This is a genomic window from Gemmatimonas groenlandica (assembly GCF_013004105.1).
Classification (GTDB): Bacteria; Gemmatimonadota; Gemmatimonadetes; order Gemmatimonadales; family Gemmatimonadaceae; genus Gemmatimonas; species Gemmatimonas groenlandica.
This window is the reverse complement of sequence record NZ_CP053085.1, coordinates 1,852,597-1,869,368: the sequence shown is the minus strand read 5'-3', so window position 1 is coordinate 1,869,368 and position 16,772 is coordinate 1,852,597. Positions and strand designations below refer to the sequence as shown.

General features: G+C 63.7%; 15 protein-coding genes and 2 tRNA genes. 14 read left to right on the top strand and 3 right to left on the bottom strand.

All coding sequences use genetic code 11. From position 1 onward, the window contains the following. The first annotated feature begins 11 nt into the window (after window positions 1-11). The 9 genes from eno (at window position 12) to HKW67_RS07835 (ending at window position 7,163) form a co-directional block, all read left to right on the top strand. Window positions 12-1,292, top strand: a complete 1,281-nt coding sequence (gene eno / locus HKW67_RS07875; protein WP_171224858.1) for a phosphopyruvate hydratase — start codon at window positions 12-14, stop codon at window positions 1,290-1,292. 7 nt (window positions 1,293-1,299) lie between these two features. Beyond that, window positions 1,300-1,599 carry an FtsB family cell division protein gene (locus HKW67_RS07870; RefSeq protein ID WP_171224857.1) on the top strand — a complete coding sequence of 100 codons (300 nt, stop codon included), beginning with the start codon at window positions 1,300-1,302 and terminating at the stop codon, window positions 1,597-1,599. A gap of 90 nt (window positions 1,600-1,689) precedes the next feature. Continuing rightward, a tRNA-Met gene (locus HKW67_RS07865) sits at window positions 1,690-1,763 on the top strand. Between the two features lie 100 nt (window positions 1,764-1,863). Beyond that, window positions 1,864-1,937: transfer RNA gene (locus HKW67_RS07860), tRNA-Met, on the top strand. Window positions 1,938-2,329: 392 nt separating this feature from the next. Continuing rightward, window positions 2,330-4,837: a response regulator gene (locus HKW67_RS07855; RefSeq protein ID WP_171224856.1), complete on the top strand. Its 2,508-nt coding sequence runs from the start codon at window positions 2,330-2,332 to the stop codon at window positions 4,835-4,837. Window position 4,838: 1 nt separating this feature from the next. Further along, the gene (locus tag HKW67_RS07850; protein WP_171224855.1) at window positions 4,839-5,219 is read left to right on the top strand and encodes a response regulator; all 381 of its coding nucleotides are present in this window, start codon (window positions 4,839-4,841) and stop codon (window positions 5,217-5,219) included. Beyond that, on the top strand, window positions 5,216-6,538 hold the full coding sequence (locus tag HKW67_RS07845; RefSeq protein WP_171224854.1) for an ATP-binding response regulator: 1,323 nt from the start codon (window positions 5,216-5,218) through the stop codon (window positions 6,536-6,538). The genes HKW67_RS07850 and HKW67_RS07845 overlap by 4 nt, the downstream gene beginning before the upstream one ends. Before the next feature lie 25 nt (window positions 6,539-6,563). Then, on the top strand, window positions 6,564-6,962 hold the full coding sequence (locus tag HKW67_RS07840; protein ID WP_171224853.1) for a response regulator: 399 nt from the start codon (window positions 6,564-6,566) through the stop codon (window positions 6,960-6,962). Window positions 6,963-6,995: 33 nt separating this feature from the next. After that, on the top strand, window positions 6,996-7,163 hold the full coding sequence (locus HKW67_RS07835; protein ID WP_171224852.1) for a hypothetical protein: 168 nt from the start codon (window positions 6,996-6,998) through the stop codon (window positions 7,161-7,163). A gap of 235 nt (window positions 7,164-7,398) precedes the next feature. Here the strand turns inward: HKW67_RS07835 and HKW67_RS07830 are convergent, their stop codons facing one another. Continuing rightward, a complete protein-coding gene (locus tag HKW67_RS07830) occupies window positions 7,399-8,340 on the bottom strand; it encodes an alpha/beta fold hydrolase (RefSeq protein ID WP_206044645.1) in 942 nt (313 codons plus the stop codon). A gap of 224 nt (window positions 8,341-8,564) precedes the next feature. Here HKW67_RS07830 and HKW67_RS07825 point away from each other — a divergent pair, with 224 nt between their 5' ends. The 5 genes from HKW67_RS07825 to HKW67_RS07805 all read left to right on the top strand — a co-directional run bounded on the left by HKW67_RS07825 (window position 8,565) and on the right by HKW67_RS07805 (window position 14,073). Then, entirely contained in the window at window positions 8,565-10,667 is a 2,103-nt protein-coding gene (locus HKW67_RS07825) for a heavy metal translocating P-type ATPase (protein WP_206044644.1), read from the top strand. 224 nt (window positions 10,668-10,891) lie between these two features. Further along, complete coding sequence (locus HKW67_RS07820) at window positions 10,892-11,644, top strand: DUF4331 family protein (protein WP_171224850.1); 753 nt, start codon at window positions 10,892-10,894, stop codon at window positions 11,642-11,644. Between the two features lie 53 nt (window positions 11,645-11,697). Then, entirely contained in the window at window positions 11,698-12,354 is a 657-nt protein-coding gene (locus HKW67_RS07815) for a DUF4331 family protein (protein ID WP_171224849.1), read from the top strand. A 96-nt stretch (window positions 12,355-12,450) separates the two neighbouring features. Further along, on the top strand, window positions 12,451-13,707 hold the full coding sequence (locus HKW67_RS07810) for a tetratricopeptide repeat protein (RefSeq protein WP_171224848.1): 1,257 nt from the start codon (window positions 12,451-12,453) through the stop codon (window positions 13,705-13,707). A 210-nt stretch (window positions 13,708-13,917) separates the two neighbouring features. Beyond that, window positions 13,918-14,073: a hypothetical protein gene (locus tag HKW67_RS07805; RefSeq protein ID WP_171224847.1), complete on the top strand. Its 156-nt coding sequence runs from the start codon at window positions 13,918-13,920 to the stop codon at window positions 14,071-14,073. Here the strand turns inward: HKW67_RS07805 and HKW67_RS07800 are convergent. Both HKW67_RS07800 and HKW67_RS07795 read right to left on the bottom strand, forming a co-directional pair. After that, entirely contained in the window at window positions 14,063-15,157 is a 1,095-nt protein-coding gene (locus HKW67_RS07800; protein WP_171224846.1) for an NHL repeat-containing protein, read from the bottom strand. The genes HKW67_RS07805 and HKW67_RS07800 overlap by 11 nt on opposite strands. 70 nt (window positions 15,158-15,227) lie before the next feature. Continuing rightward, window positions 15,228-16,772 (bottom strand): mercuric reductase, encoded by a 1,545-nt coding sequence (locus HKW67_RS07795; RefSeq protein WP_171224845.1) that lies wholly within the window; start codon window positions 16,770-16,772, stop codon window positions 15,228-15,230.

The window sequence follows — 16,772 nt, the reverse complement described above, 5'->3', positions numbered from 1 at the left end:
ACTGGTTTTATATGGCCTCCATCGTTTCCGTCAGCGCGCGCGAGATTCTCGACAGCCGCGGCAATCCCACTGTTGAAGTGGACGTGATTCTCGAAACGGGCAGCGCCGGTCGCGCCGCCGTGCCGAGCGGCGCCAGCACCGGTGAACGCGAGGCGGTGGAGCTCCGTGACGGTGATCCTGAGCGCTACGGCGGCAAGGGTGTGCTCACGGCCGTGAACAACGTGAACACCGAGATCAACGAAGCGCTCGAGGACATGGACGCGACGGATCAGATCGCGATCGACCGCGCGCTGATGGATCTCGACGGTACGGAGAACAAAGGACGCCTGGGTGCCAACGCGCTGCTCGGCGTGTCGATGGCCGTCGCGCGTGCCGCCGCGCTCGAAGTCGGCCTGCCGTTGTATCGCTATCTCGGTGGCCCGATGGCGCGCACGTTGCCGGTGCCGATGATGAACATCCTGAACGGTGGCGCGCATGCGACCAACACCGTCGACTTCCAGGAGTTCATGATCGTGCCGGTCGGCGCCGAGTCGTTCAGCGACGGACTGCGCATGGGCACGCAGGTGTTCCACGCGCTCAAGAAGGTGCTCGTGGCGCGCAAGCTGGCCACGGGTGTGGGCGATGAAGGCGGCTTCGCGCCGAACCTCGAGAGCGACGAAGATGCACTGAAGATCATCATCGAAGCCATTCAGGCGGCGGGCTTCCGTCCCGGTCATGACATCGCGCTCGCGCTCGACGTGGCGGCCAGCGAGATGTTCCAGGGCGGCCAGTATCACTTCAAGAAGAGCGGCGCCAAGTCGCTGAGCCCGCAAGCGCTCGCCGACAAGTACGCCGGTTGGCTGGAGAATTATCCGATCGTGTCGATCGAAGACGGCATGGCCGAGAATGATTGGGACGGCTGGAAGTATCTCACGGAGCTCGTGGGCGATCGCTGTCAGCTGGTGGGCGACGACCTGTTCTGCACGAACAGCGAAATTCTCGCGAAGGGCATCGAAGCCCAGGTGGCGAACGCGATTCTGGTGAAGGTGAATCAGATCGGCACGCTCACCGAAACGTTCGAAGCGATCGAGCTGGCGCGCGCCGCGGGATACAATGCGATCATCTCGCACCGCAGCGGCGAAACCGAAGACACGTTCATCGCCGATCTCGCCGTCGCCACGCAGGCGGGTCAGATCAAGACCGGCGCACCGTCGCGCAGCGATCGTGTGGCGAAGTACAACCAGCTGCTGCGCATCGAAGAGCCGCTGGAAGGCTACGCGGAGTATCCGGGTGGCGCGCTCTTCGGCCTCTGATTCACCCATGACGCCCCTGATGAAGCGGGTGGCCTGGGGCGTTGGTGCACTTGCCGTCCTCGTGTATGCGATCGAGGGCGGTGAGTACGGCACCTCTGACGTGCTCACGCAGCGTGACCGGAAGGCCGCGTTGGCGCAGAACGTCCAGGAGCTCGAGCAGGATGTGGACTCGATGCGCGCCGAGTTGAAAGCGGTGACGAGCGATCCCGTGCGACTCGAGCGCATGGCGCGCGAAGAGTGGGGCATGGTGCGCGGCGAGAAAGAGTTGCTGTACCGCATGCGCACCGACACGTCGCGCGCGCCGTAATTGCGCCGTAATTTCGCCGCAGTTGGCGCCGCACAATTCGTGCGGTTGGGGTTGACTCTCGCTGCACTGCCGCTAGGTTACTCCTTCTGACGCGGGGTGGAGCAGCCTGGTAGCTCGTCGGGCTCATAACCCGAAGGTCGCGGGTTCAAATCCCGCCCCCGCCATCTGCACTCGGCCGGTCCGCAAGGGCCGGCCGTTTGCGTCCCGGCACTCGAGTTTTGGGTTTGCGATCGAGTGGGGATTGTGAGAAATTTGGAGAAGTGGGGCAGGGTAGCTCAGCCGGTTAGAGCGCACGACTCATAATCGTGAGGTCGAGAGTTCGAGTCTCTCTCCTGCTACTGTGATGGGCCAAGTAGAGAACACGTAAGCCGCCAACTCGTCGAGAGTTGGCGGCTTTTGTGTTTCGTGCCGCTCTGCTTCTTTCGAGGGGTCACCGTCGTTGCACATGCTGACAGAGCACTTGACTCCCGAGGCGCACCATAAGTCCGTCACCCTCCCGCCGACACCGGTACCCTGTGACCCTTTTACCTCTCATGTGACGCATTCGACGCTCGGTCGTGGTGATGGTGACACGTGTCACGAACCGCTCGTGTCCGTACGGGAGCACATTCCGCTGTCGGTCAGCGTCGATGCTGACATTGCGTTCCGGCCGTCCGTCCCTAGCTGACCATCGTGTCTTCCGCTGTGCGCCACGGCGCCAGCGCGCCAGGCACGACTGGACCGGGGTCGTATGCACCACGCTCGCTCGCCAATCGTCGCGCCCCCCGACACCGCGACTGATCACGACACCCGAACGACCGAAGCGCTGATCCGCACTGCCGCGCTCCAGAGCGCGATCTTCAATAGTGCGAACTTCGCGAGCATCGCTACCGATGTCGCGGGGGTCATCCAGATCTTCAGCGTGGGTGCCGAACGCATGTTGGGCTATGACGCCACCGCCGTACTGAAGCAGCGGTCACCGGTGGATTTCATGGATGCCGCCGCACTGCAGTGGCTCGCCACAGAGCGTAGCATGGAACTCGGTGTGTCAGTGCTCCCGGGTTTCGGCGTGTTGGTGTGTCACGCGTCGCGCGGGCACGAGGACGTGGTCGAGGTCATCTGCATTCGATGTGATGGAAGTCGCTTCCCGGTGGTGTTTTCCGTGACGGCGCTGCACGATGTGCAGAACTGCATCATTGGCTACCTACTCGTGGGCACCGACGACACCGCTCGGACGCAAATCAAGGAAGAACAGCTCCGGCTCGACCAACGACTACGCGATCAGCATTTCTACACGCGCTCGTTGATCGAATCCAGCCTGGACGCGCTGATGATGACCGATACGCACGGCTTCATCACCGACGTGAACAAGCAGACGGAGACGCTCACGGGGTATACGCGAGACGAACTCGTAGGCACACCCTTCCGGCGGTACTTTACGGAGTCGAGTCGCGCGGATCTTGCCATTCATCGCGTGCTCCGGGAAGGGCACGTGTCGAACTACGAGCTGACCGCGCGCGCCCGTGACGGGAAGCTGACCGTGCTGGCATGCAACGCCACCACGTTTCATGATCGCGATCGTCGTCTGCAGGGCGTCATCGCCTGTGCTCGCGACATGACCGAGGTCAAAACGTTCGAGCGAACCCTTCAGCTGAAAAACGCGCAGCTGGAAGACGCGAGCCGACTCAAGTCAGAGTTTCTCGCCAACATGTCGCACGAGCTGCGAACACCGCTCAATGCCATCATCGGCTTCTCCGAAGTCCTGAAAGATGGACTGATGGGAGAGCTCACCGACCAGCAGCGGGGATTCATCGGTGACATCTTCAGCAGCGGAAATCACTTGCTTGAGCTGATCAACGACATCCTCGATCTCTCGAAGGTCGAAGCGGGCAAGATGACACTGGAACTCGAGTCTGTACCGGTCGGTGTTCTCCTCGTGAACAGCCTGTCGATCATCCGCGAAAAGGCGGCGTCCCGGCGCATTCGCTTGGCCATGGTGGATACGGGCGAGTCGCTTGGCGCGCTCCAGCTCGACACCCGCAAGCTCAAGCAGGTCATCTATAACCTCCTTTCCAACGCGGTCAAATTCACGCCGGAGGGCGGTCAAGTGGTGCTTCGCGCCGAGCGCGTGCCGCGAGCACACGTGGGAACGCTCTCGGGCGCATGGCAGGGACGTCACCTGCCCCTCGCGGGGGACCCCTCGGACTCGTACCTGCGCATCAGTGTCACGGACAGTGGGATCGGCATTTCCGCCGCGGCGTTGGATTTACTGTTTGAACCGTTCACGCAGGTTGATACCGGACTCGGTCGACAATTCGAAGGAACGGGACTCGGCCTTGCCTTGGTGAAGTCGTTAGTGGAGTTGCAGGGCGGAGCGGTTGCCGTGGAGAGCGCGATTGGTGAGGGCTCGTGTTTCACCGTCTGGATTCCCTGTCGCGAGTCCGACGCGGTACCGGCACCAACGGCACAGGTGATCGGTCGCAATGACGAGCCCTCGTACGTCACGCCCGTCGCGCTCGTGGTTGAGGACGACCCGAAGTCGGCGGGCATTTTGCGGCTGCATCTCGAATCCGATGGATTCCAGGTGCTCCATGCCTCCTCGGCCGAGGCCGCGTTGGTACTCGCTGCGCGCCAGCCATTGGCGTTGATCACGCTCGATATCATGCTGCCGAACATGGATGGTTGGGAGTTTCTGGCGCAGATCAAAGAGACGCCGATGCTTGCTCGCGTGCCGGTGGTCATCATCTCCATGGTCGTCGATCACAACAAGGGCTTCGCACTCGGCGCGGCGGCGATGATGCAAAAGCCGGTCTCGAGGCGCGAGCTCTGTGAGTCGCTGGTGGGACTCGGGCTTTTTCCTCGTACCAGTGAACAGTCATTGAAAGTGCTGATCGTCGACGACGATCCGAAGGCAATCGACCTGATGGCGCTGCGACTCCAGGGTATGGCCACCGAGGTACTGACCGCGCAAACTGCCGCAGAGGCGATTCGTCTGGCGCGCGACGAGGTACCAGAACTGATCCTGCTCGACCTGATGATGCCCGATGTGACCGGCTTTGATGTCGTTGATGCGCTACAGGCGCGCGAGGACACAGCCTGCATTCCGATTGTTGTCGTGACGGCGAAGGATCTGACGGCCGAGGACTACGGTCAGCTTCAGGACCATGTATCGACCATTATGGGTAAGGGGAGCTTCGACGCGGAGTGCTTCTCACGGGAAGTCCGGCGTGCGCTGTCAGGCCGGCGTGTGGTGGTTTGACATGGCGCGCATCCTCCTGATCGAAGACAACGCGGCCAACACATCGCTGACCTGCTTCGTGCTCGAGTCGGCGGGGCACACCGTGAACAGCGCCACGACCGCCGAAATCGGCATTTCGTTAGTGCACGACCATCGTCCGGATCTGATTCTGATGGACATTCATTTACCCGGAATGGATGGCCTTCACGCGACTTCACTACTGAAAGCCGATGCGTCGACGCGCGAGATTCCCGTGGTGGCACTGACGGCGCTCACGATGTCCGGCGACGAAGCACGCATTCTCGCGGCGGGCTGCGATGGCTATATCGCGAAGCCCATGCGCTATCTGTCGTTGCTCGCTGCGGTCCTGACGTACATCGGTCGCAGGGTTACCGCGACATGACGACCACAAAAGTGTATGTCAATAAGAGCGGAGAGCACGCCGCGTATGCTGCGCGCATTCTGATCGTCGATGACAACTATCGGAATCGTCGACTGTTGGAGGCGATGTTGATCCCAACAGGATTCTGCGTCACGAGTGCTGCGACCGGCGAAGCTGCGTTGACCTCGGTGGCGCGGGAGCGGCCCGATCTGGTGTTGTTGGACGTCATGATGCCCGGCATGGATGGCTACGAGGTCGCTCGGCGGCTCAAGGCTGACCCGACCACTCAGCACATCCCGATCATCATGGTCACGGCGCTCGACGATCGCGAGGCGCGACTTCGCGGCTTGCAGTCGGGCGTCGAAGACTTCGTCACCAAGCCAGTCGACCGGGCCGAGCTGTGTATGCGAGTGCGGAATCTGGCACGACTGCGAACCGGCGACGACGTTCGTTACGGCGACGTGCTTTCGGGTACGGTGCGCTCCCGAACCGCCCATCTCACCGAACGCACCGAGTCGCTTGAACGGGAAGCCACGGCGCTCAGCGAGCGATCGATCGCACTGGAGCAGATGCGCATCGAGCAGCTCAAGTTCAAGGATGACTTCCTCTCTCACGTGTCGCACGAACTGCGTTCACCGCTCACGGCCATCAAGCAGTTTACCTCGATCCTGCTGTCCGGAGTGGCTGGTCCACTCACCGACGAACAGCGGGAGTATCAGCTGGTGGTCTGGCGAAATATCGGACAACTTCAGTCGATGATCGACGATTTGCTTGAAGTCACGCGTCTCGAGTCCGGGAAGCTGCAGATCGTGCGGGAGTGTATTGCGCTACGAGCCGTCGTTGCCGATACCCTCGACACCGTTCGGGAAAGCGCTCGCGCACGAGCGATCACGCTCAGCGTTGTCATTGAGGATGATCTGCCTCCCGCCTTCGCCGATCCGACGCGTCTGCGGCAGATCCTGATCATCTTGCTGGATAATGCGGTAAAGTTCACACCGCTCAGTGGGTCGATCACGGTGCGCGTTCGCGCCAGCGTACGTGAGGCTCAGATGCTGGAGTGCGATGTATCCGATACCGGCGGCGGTATCTCGGCAGAGCGACGCACGAAGGTGTTCGAGCGACTCTATCAAGGCGCTGCTGTCGATACAGGTGGCCGCCAGGGACTCGGCATCGGCCTGTATATCTGCCGGGAACTCGTCGAAGCCCAGGGTGGAACCATCGCAGTGTCAGATGAGACCGCGCTCACAGGCACCACCTTCACGTTCACCGTACCCACGTTCACGCTGGCCCATGTTGACGCGCCGGTGGCGGCTCATACAGCGCTTGCGTCTTCACTCTAGCGAGTCGATCACGATGAGGAGCACCATGCACCACAGCAAAGTATTGATCATCGAAGATGATGCCGACGTCCGGCTAGGCTATCGCGTGCTGCTGAAGGCGCATGGCTATGAGACGTGCTTCGCGGGTGACGGCATGTCGGCCATCAGCAGTGCGCGACACGAAAAGCCCGATCTCATCATTCTCGATCTTGGTCTGCCGGCCGGCGACGGCTACTTGGTGCTCGAACGGTTCCGAAGCAACACCCACCTCATGGATATCCCAGTCATCGTCGTGTCGGCGCGCGATCAGGTCGCCCACAAGGATCGGGCGCTGGCGGCGGGCGCGAAGGCCTACCTTCAGAAGCCTTGGATTGACGAAGTCCTGCTTGGGCTTCTCGCGCGTTTTCTTGGACACGTCGCGCCCCTGAGGACTTCGAGCTCCTGATGGTGCGCGTGGCCAAGGACGCGAGCACACACGATGTCCAGCGAAACACATCTCGGCATGCTCGAGTCTGAAGTGGCTGCAACCGCTTCGATCTCCACGAAAGTCACGGCGCACACCGCTGAGATTCTGAAGGCGCGCGCGTCGGCGATGTACTTGCCGACCAACTCAAGCGACACCAAGGGGCGTCGCGGCGGTCGCTGATGTCGCGCTCAACGGGCGTTCACGCCGTGAACGGGTCCACCGCGGAGGGACGCCACTTTCGCAGCATGGCGGGCGAGAAGCTCGGTAAATGGGGCTCCGCGCGATTCGTAGATTGGCACGGACTTGTGGACATGGGGAGGGGCTGGCAGACGAGACTGAGCGCGGTGTTCGCATCGTGAGCCCGCACGCCTCTCAATCGTGAGGTTCCGTGTGCCTCGCGTGCATGGGGTGAACACTACCGAGCCATTGCCGCGACGATCTGCTCGCGTACCCACGCGCGGTGTTTCAGCGGGAGACGATGGTCGGCCCCCTCGCGTACGTGCACCGCGACCGATGGACGCAGGCGGGCGACGTCCCGAATGCCCTCCAGTGGTGCACTCTCGTCTTGGTCGCCGTGAAGAAACGTCACGGCTAGGCTGGGAGGCAATCGCAGCACATCTGCCGTGAGATCGTAGCGATAGATGACCTCCCACATCGTCGACGTGGACGAGCGCCAGGTCATCTGATTCATGTCCTCTGCGACCTCTCGCGGCAGGTCGCCGGCCAGCATCGGTGCGGCCCACCCAAGCAGTCGGCGCCCAAGCAGGCACGCCAAGGCGAACGGCACCATGTGCGTCCAGATCCAACCGTGGTCGCGGCGTCCTACGACGCGCTTGGCGTTGTCACCGTTGTCACCATCCGCAAAGTACGGCATGCTCACCAGCACGAGTGCGCGCACTTGGGCCGGGTGGCGCGCGGCGTACGCGAGGCCTAAACGCGCGCCGAGTGAGTGACCGACGAGCACGACGGGTTCATTCGTCGCCAACGGGGCGATGACTCGCTCGAGTTCGGCGAGATGTCGCGATACCGAGTACGTGGTCCACGGCTTCGGAGAGCGCCCAAAGCCGAGCAGGTCGACCAGCGCCAAACGGAACCGATCTTGAAGTGGGGCCACCACCAGCTCCCAGTACCGGGTGGTCCCGCCTATGCCCGGCAGGAACACCAGCAGTGGGCCGCCTTCACCGAGACGTCGCACGAACAGCGGCGTGCCGCTGTCCGCGCGATCCGCATCCGCCACCGCGAGCGCGGCGATTCCAAGCGATACGATGCCCACGCCGAGTACGGTGCGTTTGATCCATCGGCGACGCGAGCGGTCTGGCATGTTCATTTCAGTCGCGTCGGCGTGATCGAGTGCCACGGCGTGTGGTTGCCCGCGGAACATTTCTGCACGTTGCTGCAGCACGGCACGAGCTCGCTCCCTCTGAGTACGTGTGGTCTTTCGTTCGTCTGGCAGGCTTGATGCAATGCTTGCAGCTACTGTGCCGCGACGCTTCATGACGCCAAGCGCCGGGCGTGAAGCACCACGGGCCTCAGAATGCTCTCGCCGCGCATCGCTTCCCCGACTTCTGATACGCCATCATTATGACTGATCCGCACGCGAGCCATCATGGTCAAACTCCGACAGCCGCGGTGGCCGGCAGTGCGAGTGAAACGGCCAAGGGAATGCAGGCCGGTGCGGGTGTGCCCGTCGCCGATCATGCCGCGCACGACAAGCATGCCGGGCACTCGGTCGAGATGTTCAGGAGCAAGTTCTGGCTCACGTTGGTCCTCACGCTGCCCACCTTGGTGTGGGGCCACATGCTGCAGCGGGCGCTGCACTACACCGCGCCGGCATTCCCCGGCGCCCAGTGGATTCCCGCACTCTTCGGCACGGCGGTCTTTGCGTACGGCGGCTTACCGTTTCTCCGCGGGGCACGGCGCGAAATCGTGAGCCGACTGCCGGGCATGATGACGCTGATCGCATTGGCGATCACGGTGGCGTTTGTGTTCAGTGCGGCGGTCGCGCTCGGCTTCCCGGGAATGCCACTCTGGGAGGAGCTGGCCACACTCGTCACGATCATGCTGCTGGGGCATTGGCTCGAGATGCGCTCGATTTCGCAGGCGCAAGGTGCACTGGGCGAACTCGCGAAACTGTTGCCCTCGACCGCGGTACGCGTGCTCGGCGCCGGCGCCGATGAACGTTTGGAAGACGTGCCGGTGGAGGCGCTGCGCAACGGCGATGTCGTGCTCGTGCGACCGGGTGCCAATGTACCGGCGGACGGCGTGGTACGAGTGGGTCGCAGCACCGTCAATGAGGCGCTCCTCACCGGCGAGTCGGCGCCGGTTGAGAAGGCCGACGGTGCGAAGGTGATCGCGGGCGCCATCAATGGCGCGGGATCACTTCGCGTGGAAGTGACGGGTACCGGAGAGCGTACGGCACTCGCGGGGATCATGCGACTGGTGGCACAGGCGCAATCGTCCCGTTCAGGCGCGCAGGCGCTCGCCGACCGTGCGGCGTTCTGGCTCACGTGGGTGGCGTTGGGATCGGGAGCGATCACGTTCGCTGCGTGGTTGATCGCCGGCGCGAGCGCGGCCACCGCGGTTGAGCGACTGGTCACGGTGCTGGTCATCGCGTGCCCACACGCCCTAGGACTCGCCGTCCCACTCGTGCTGGCGATCTCGACCACGCTCGGCGCCCAGAGTGGTCTACTGGTGCGTGACCGACGCGGGCTCGAGGAAGCGCGTCGACTTACCACGGTAGTCTTCGACAAGACCGGCACGTTGACGCTCGGTGAGCATCGGGTGGTGTCGATGCAGACCGACGGCGACCTCGCTGAGAACGACGCCTTGCGCCTCGCGGCGGCCGTCGAACGTGACGCGGAGCATCCGGTGGCACGCGCGATCGTCAAGAGTGCCGAGGAGCGAACACTCGCGATCCCTGCGGCGACCGCGTTCGAGTCGATGCCCGGGCAGGGCGTGCGGGCAACCGTCGACGGCCGGCAGCTAGCGGAAGGTGGTCCGAATTTGCTCGCCAGTTTGGGTGTTACGCCGAGCGCGCAAATCCAGGCGTTCGCCGAGAAGGCCGCGGCGGCAGGGCAAGGGGTGATCTACTTGATCGAAGGCGTGAACGCGCTCGCCGCGTTCGCCGTGGCCGATGCGGTGCGTCCAGAATCGGCGGAAGCGGTACGGCTGTTGCACGAAGCCGGTATCGAGGTGGTGATGATGACCGGCGATGCCCAAGCGGTTGCCGACGCCGTCGCTCGCGAGCTGCAGATCGACACCGTGCTTGCGCAAGTGTTGCCTGAGCAGAAGGCGTCGCACATCGAGCGTCTGCAGCGCGAGGGCAAGCGCGTGGCGATGGTGGGTGACGGCGTGAACGACGCGCCAGCACTCGTCACGGCTGATGTGGGCATAGCTATCGGCGCGGGCACCGACGTGGCGGTGGAGGCCGGTGACGTTGTGCTGGTGCGGAGCGACCCACGCGATGTGCCGCGCATCGTGCATTTGTCGCGGGCCAGTTACCGCAAGATGGTGCAGAACCTGTGGTGGGCGGCCGGCTACAACATCGTGGCAATCCCGCTTGCTGCGGGCGTGCTCGCGCCGTGGGGGATCTTACTGACGCCGGCCGTCGGTGCCGTGCTCATGTCGTTCAGCACGATCATTGTCGCGCTGAATGCGCAGCTGCTGCGCAGAGTGCGATTGTAGTGAAGCACTCACCGCGCATTGCCGCACACCGCGTCTCGTTCGACGAAGTCGACAGTCTGGTGTCGGCCGGACTCAATGACAGCCGGTAATCACGAATGGACGAGATCGCTATCGGCGCATTTCGGAACCTTCACGCAACTCCTGCAATCCGGTTCGGATTCAACGGCGTACGTGTCACGTCGCCGTGTGCGACTCCGTTCGCCCCTCTCGTCCGTGGAGCAACAATGCCGAAGTGGATTTCCCTGCGAGCACCGCTTGTGGCGCTCGCCGCGTTGACCGTCGTTGGCGGTTCAGCGCTGACCGTCCGCAAGTTGATGGCCTCCGATCACCAGGACACGCCGCTGGTGGAGATGTCCCCGCGCTTTGACGTGAATGACGTCTACGCGTTCCCGTCGCCGACCGACCCCTCGCGCACAGTGCTCGTGCTGGGGACGAGTTCGCCGATCACGCCTGCGCAAACGCCGAGCTTCACGTTCGGCACGAAAGATCAGGAACTCTATCAGTTGAAGATTGACAACACCGGCGATGCGCGCGAAGACCTCGTCTTCCAGTTCACCTTTACGGGCAAGGCGGGCAAGCAGAAGGTCTCAATGCGTGGTCCAATGGCGCCGAACAGTGTCGGCACGCTGAATACGCTGGTGGGTGGGAAGCCACTGAAGGGATATACCAATACGGTCATTGAACAGAACGGAGTGAAGCTGTTCGCCGGTCCGCGGGATGATCCGTTCTTCATCGATCTCGAGCAGTTCTTCCGGATTCTTCCGGATCGTCGCCCCGAAAATGGTCCGCTTTCGATGATCACGCAGGGGCCGCTGACGTTCCGGTCAGCCACTGGCGCCAATCCCGCCGTCGATTTCCTGCGCGGTATCAACGACATGGCCATCGTGGTGGAGTTGCCCACAGCGATGCTCGCCAACACCGCAACCAATGGTCGCTTCGGAGTCTGGGGCACGACCAGCCGCGCCCGCGGCAACTAGTCGTGCTGTCACCCGTTCTCACTCGATTCCTCAACGATTCAGGAGCAAGACCCATGTTGCGAACCACTGCCGCGCGCGCGGCTCGATTCACGCAGCGCACCGCGCTACTGCTTGCCGTTGCTTCCACGGCAGCGCTCGGTGCCTGCCAGGATACCCCGCAGGACCAAGGCCTCACCGGTCCGTCGGCCAGCCAGAGCAAGGAAGCCGCCCGCGCCGACGTTGGCGACGACGAGGACGATTCGGCGGACGAGAATACGGTATACGAGCAGGTGGAATTTCTCGGCAATCCCCTGGTCAGCGAAGTCACGATTGTGAAGGCGAATCACGACAAATACAATCGCACGCAGCCGTATAACACCGCCGAGTTCGGCGCGCAGAGTCTGGCCTTCATCAATGCGTTCCGCGGCAACCAGCCCGTCGTGGCCAACACGCTCGGCGCCGTTCTCTATCCGGACATGCTGATCGTCGAGTCGTCGCGCAATCCGTCGACCTCGGGTTGGTTATCGTGGGCGCTGGCGAACGGATGGGGTGGACGCAACCTCAAGGACGATGTAGTCGACGCCGGCTTGTCGGCGATCTTCGGCAAGATCATCACCGCCGATGGAGCCTACTGCAACAACGGCGAGTTGCCGTTGTGCACCGATAACGTGCCGGCCAACGATAAGGCATTCCTTCGCACGTTCCCGTATCTCGCTGGCCCGACGCTGTAGGCGTTCGGTCGTCCCGCCGTTCACGCGGCACATTGGCCCGCATCTGTCCGGATCGGCTTCGGACAGATGCGGCTCGGCCACTTCACGGAGCGCTCCATGTCCTACCGCACGCAATCGAACAGGCCATGGATGACGGTGATCGCCGGATCCCTGGTGGTGGCCGTCGCCGTCCTCGTGGTCACGGTCGCGAATGGTCGTCTCGCGACGCGTTCGTCGGTTATACGGAGTGAGCCACTGGTCGCGTTCTCCACTGTGGCAGTCAGCGACGCCGACATCCGCGATCGCAATATTGAATTTTATGCCGCGCGCGCTGCGACCGATCCCGCGAGCTCCAACGACCGACTCGCTCTGGCGGGACTGCTCTTTTCGCGGTCGCGCACGAATGGCTCGGTAACGGATTTGGCGCGCGCTGAGCTGTTGGCCCGTGAATCGGTTGCTTTGCGTAGGCAGCGTAACGGGCAGGCCTTCGAACTGCTGGCCAGCGTGCTCATGGCGCGCCACGCGTTTGCCGAGGCGCGAGCGGTGGCATCGCGTGCGGATTCGCTGGAGCCGGCCACTCCATCGCATCTTGCGCTGCTCGGCGAGATCGAACTGGAACTCGGCGAATACGACGCCGCCGCTACGCACTTCGGCGCCATCTACTACGATCGCCAGCAATTCACGATCGGTTCGCGACTTGCCCGATGGTATGAAGTCACCGGGCGCGCCGATATGGCTCGGCTCTTCCTCAAGAACGCGATCAAACACGTGGACGAGCGCGACGACTTGCCGCGCGAGCAGGTCGCGTGGTTTCACTATCGGTTGGGTGAACTGGAGCTGCGCCTCGGAAACTTCGCGGCGGCCGATTCAGCGCTGCAAGACGGCCTACGTCGAAACCCGGACGATGTGCGCGTGTTGGGAGCGCTCTCACGAGTGGCCCTCGCTCAGAGCGACTGGTCACGGGCAATCGAGTACGGTGATCGGGCCACGGGTGTACAGCTCGATCCGACCACGCTCGGTGCCGTCAGCCGCGCCTACGCGGCCCAAGGCGACACGACGCAGGCCGCGTACTATGCGCGCGCCATGTCGGTGAGCGCGCTCAAGCAGCCCGGTGTCATCCACCGCGCCTGGGGGCTCTTCCTGCTGGATCATGGTACGTCGAGCGAACGCGAGCAGGTGCTGGCGCGTGCAACGCGGGAGCTTCGCGACCGTCAGGATGTGTACGGGCACGATCTGGTGGCGTGGGCGCTGTATCGCACAGGCCACGATGATGAGGCACGACGCGAGATGAGACTGGCCCTCGCGCAGCACACGCAGGACGAGATGCTGATTACGCACGCTGCTGCGTTAGGTGTGGCCGTCCTTCCGCGCTGAGTTGGACGCCGCCACGTGCTGGTGATGATTCGGTGTCGGCTTTTTGTTGCTCCACCTCGTCGCCGTGCATTCGCGTGACGGACATCACGTCGTTGTCACGGACGCGGCGCCGTTCAACACCAAATGCTAGCGCGCGCGTGTAGCGAGTGCACCAAAAAGACTGATGGACCACAGCATACGGTTGTCTCTTCCAGCGAGGAAACCGTGTCCATGTCGCCACCGCTCCTGCGCCGCGCACTGCGTGCCGCGAACTATCGTCGTCCGTCGATGGCCGTCATTGTCGCCAAGTCCATCGCGATCACGCTCGGCGCGTGTGTGGTGCTGTTGAGCATGATGTCGATGCTCGCCCGCGCCGCTACCGCCTGATCAACGCGTACAGCCGCACCTCAGGAACCTGTTCCTCTGGATCGATGTAGCGACCGAGCACGTAGTCGGTTCCGATCTCGTACACCTCGAGCGCCACTGGCATTGCGATCGTGGCCCGTACTTTCCCGTCGGGCGCAAACACGGTCCACGGCACGGTCGTCGACGAGGCTCTCGGATAGTGCTGCACCCACACGTGCCCGGTCGCGTCGACCAAGAGATCGCGTGTGGCGGGGAGAAAGTCCGGCATGGTCGTGGTCGCGAAGCTCCGCTCGACCATTTTCCTTGCACGCTCTCCCAGTTTGGCGATCTCCCGTTCGCGCTCGGCGTCTACATCGGCCTTGGTCACGCGCACGCGCGTGACCGGCGCGGACAAGGGCGGCATGGCCTTGCCCGAGAGGTCGAACACGAGCACTTCAAGTCGATCGCCCAGCGCGACGTAGGCCCGCGAAGCCGAGATGGCGACGCGCGGCTCGCGACCCAACGGCAGTGGCCCATCGCCGCCGCCTTCGCGCCATCGGTCGCCCGCGGGCATCGTGCCGAGTGGCACCTCGGCGCTCGTATCCGCCCGCGCGATCCAGTACCGCACGTTCGGGCGATATGCGCCGGCCTTCATATCACGATCCGAAGCCCAGCCCATGGCCACGAACTGCATGGCGGCGTTGCATGCGATTCGATACGTGGGCGTGGGAAAGCGGAATCCGCGCTGGAAGCGGCCGTCGAGCGTGAACACCGACAGCGGGCCCGTGATGTCGTTCGCCACGAGCGCACTTCCGCAACGCAGCAGCGGCGCCAGATAGCCGACTTCACCGGGTCCTTCACCCTTGCGGGCGTATCGCTTCACCAGCGCGCCCGCTGGCGTGAATTCACGGAGGGCGTACTCGGCCAAGTCTCCTACCACGATGTTGCCGTTGGGCAGTCGTGTGGCGCCGGCCGGTGCGGCCAACGAGAGCTCGGCCTTGTCAGCAGTCCCGATGCGGACCGAGGGGCTCGGCGCGAGGCGCCACGCGGGCGGCTGGGCGGAAAGCGCGACGGGGCAGACCAGCGCAAGGCCGAGCAGGAGAGACAGCGGCGAGATCATTCGCATCGGATTCGGTGAAGTTGACAGAAATCCCCGCTCCCCAATGACTGAAAGTTCGAAAAGCTTACAACACGGCTTACGTGAACATGCGGAACCACAGCGCGAAGAACTGCCGTGCCCGCGACGTGAATGCCCGCTTACGCCACGCATCGGCCGCCCGCCGAAACACTTCGGCCTGCGTGGGATACGCGTGGATCGTTTTGCCAACGGCGCCGAGTCCGATGCGGTTGGTGATGGCCACGGCCATCTCGCCGATCATCTCGCCGGCATGCGTGGCTACGAGCGTCGCGCCCACGATGCGATCGGTGCCGGCGGCCAGATGCACCTTCAGGAAACCGTGGGGTTCGTCGTCGAGACGCGCCCGGTCATTATCCTCGAGGTTCACCTGAATCGTGTCGATGCGCATCCCCTGCGCGGCGGCCTCGTCGACCGTCATGCCCACCTGGGCGACCTCGGGGTCGGTATACGTGACCCGCGGAACGACCAACGCACTGGCGCGCCCGCCGCCGAGGCCGAAGAAGAGCGCATTCGCCACCACCAGCCGTGCCTGGGCATCAGCCACGTGCGTAAACTGGAGCGCGGAGGACACGTCGCCGATCGCATACACCCGCGGATTCGAGGTGCGCAGGCGATCGTCGACGGTGACCCCTTTGGGGGTGAAGCGAATGCCCGCCACGTCGAGCCCGAGGCCGTCGATGTTCGGCGTTCGCCCCGTGGCGACGAGCAGTCGTTCGGCCTCCAACGCGGATGGCGCTCCGACGCCCGAGAGATGCACCGTGAACCGATGCCCATCGTGCGACACGCGCTCGACGCTGGACTTGTGTACCAGGCGCACACCATCCGCCTCGAGTGAAGCGGCGACCACGGTCGCGGCATCGGCGTCATCACGCGGCAGCACGCGCGAATCCGCGTGTACGATCGTCACGGCGCTGCCAAAGCGGGCGAACGACTGAGCGAGCTCGGTGCCGATCGGCCCACCGCCAATCACGATCAATCGTGCGGGGCGCTCGGTGAGCGAGAAGATCGATTCGTTCGTGTCGTACGGTGTGTCGGCGAGACCGGGAATCGGCGGCCGCGCCGCCCGCGCGCCGGTCGCGATGATCGCCCGACGGAATCGGAGCACCGTGTCGTTCACGGTAATCGCATCGGGTGCGGTAAAGGCGGCATTGCCGAGGAAGACATCGATGCCGAGCGAGCGGAAACGTTCCACGCCGTCGACGGGGCTGATGTCGGCGCGTAAGCCGCGCATACGGGCCATGACCGCACCGAAATCACCGTCGTCGGTAACTCCAGGACCGCCGAACCGCGCCGCGGCCGTGCGGGCTTCGCGCCACGCACGGGCCGCTCGAATGACGGCCTTGGACGGCACACACCCGAAGTTGAGGCAGTCACCACCGAACATGTGCCGCTCGATGAGCGCGACGCGGGCACCGAGTCCGGCCGCGATCGCGGCGCTGACGAGCCCCGCTGTCCCGGCGCCGATCACGACGAGGTGGTAGCGATCCTTCGTTACCGGCGCGATCCAGCCTTTCGGCGCGACGGTGCGCAGCAGCTTCGCATTCGCTTCGTCGAACGGGAGCAGCGGAATGTCGGAGGGCCAGTCGGTTGGCGGCACCAGCAT

Bases quoted from the DNA above. Each gene is read 5' to 3' on its own strand.
- HKW67_RS07825 (WP_206044644.1), top strand. From the start codon at position 8,565: ATGACTGATCCGCACGCGAGCCATCATGGTCAAACTCCGACAGCCGCG.
- HKW67_RS07870 (WP_171224857.1), top strand. From the start codon at position 1,300: ATGACGCCCCTGATGAAGCGGGTGGCCTGGGGCGTTGGTGCACTTGCC.
- HKW67_RS07805 (WP_171224847.1), top strand. From the start codon at position 13,918: ATGTCGCCACCGCTCCTGCGCCGCGCACTGCGTGCCGCGAACTATCGT.
- HKW67_RS07810 (WP_171224848.1), top strand. From the start codon at position 12,451: ATGTCCTACCGCACGCAATCGAACAGGCCATGGATGACGGTGATCGCC.
- HKW67_RS07835 (WP_171224852.1), top strand. From the start codon at position 6,996: ATGTCCAGCGAAACACATCTCGGCATGCTCGAGTCTGAAGTGGCTGCA.
- HKW67_RS07820 (WP_171224850.1), top strand. From the start codon at position 10,892: ATGCCGAAGTGGATTTCCCTGCGAGCACCGCTTGTGGCGCTCGCCGCG.
- HKW67_RS07800 (WP_171224846.1), bottom strand. From the start codon at position 15,157: ATGCGAATGATCTCGCCGCTGTCTCTCCTGCTCGGCCTTGCGCTGGTC.
- eno (WP_171224858.1), top strand. From the start codon at position 12: ATGGCCTCCATCGTTTCCGTCAGCGCGCGCGAGATTCTCGACAGCCGC.
- HKW67_RS07815 (WP_171224849.1), top strand. From the start codon at position 11,698: ATGTTGCGAACCACTGCCGCGCGCGCGGCTCGATTCACGCAGCGCACC.
- HKW67_RS07855 (WP_171224856.1), top strand. From the start codon at position 2,330: ATGCACCACGCTCGCTCGCCAATCGTCGCGCCCCCCGACACCGCGACT.
- HKW67_RS07840 (WP_171224853.1), top strand. From the start codon at position 6,564: ATGCACCACAGCAAAGTATTGATCATCGAAGATGATGCCGACGTCCGG.
- HKW67_RS07845 (WP_171224854.1), top strand. From the start codon at position 5,216: ATGACGACCACAAAAGTGTATGTCAATAAGAGCGGAGAGCACGCCGCG.
- HKW67_RS07795 (WP_171224845.1), bottom strand. From the start codon at position 16,772: ATGCTGGTGCCGCCAACCGACTGGCCCTCCGACATTCCGCTGCTCCCG.
- HKW67_RS07850 (WP_171224855.1), top strand. From the start codon at position 4,839: ATGGCGCGCATCCTCCTGATCGAAGACAACGCGGCCAACACATCGCTG.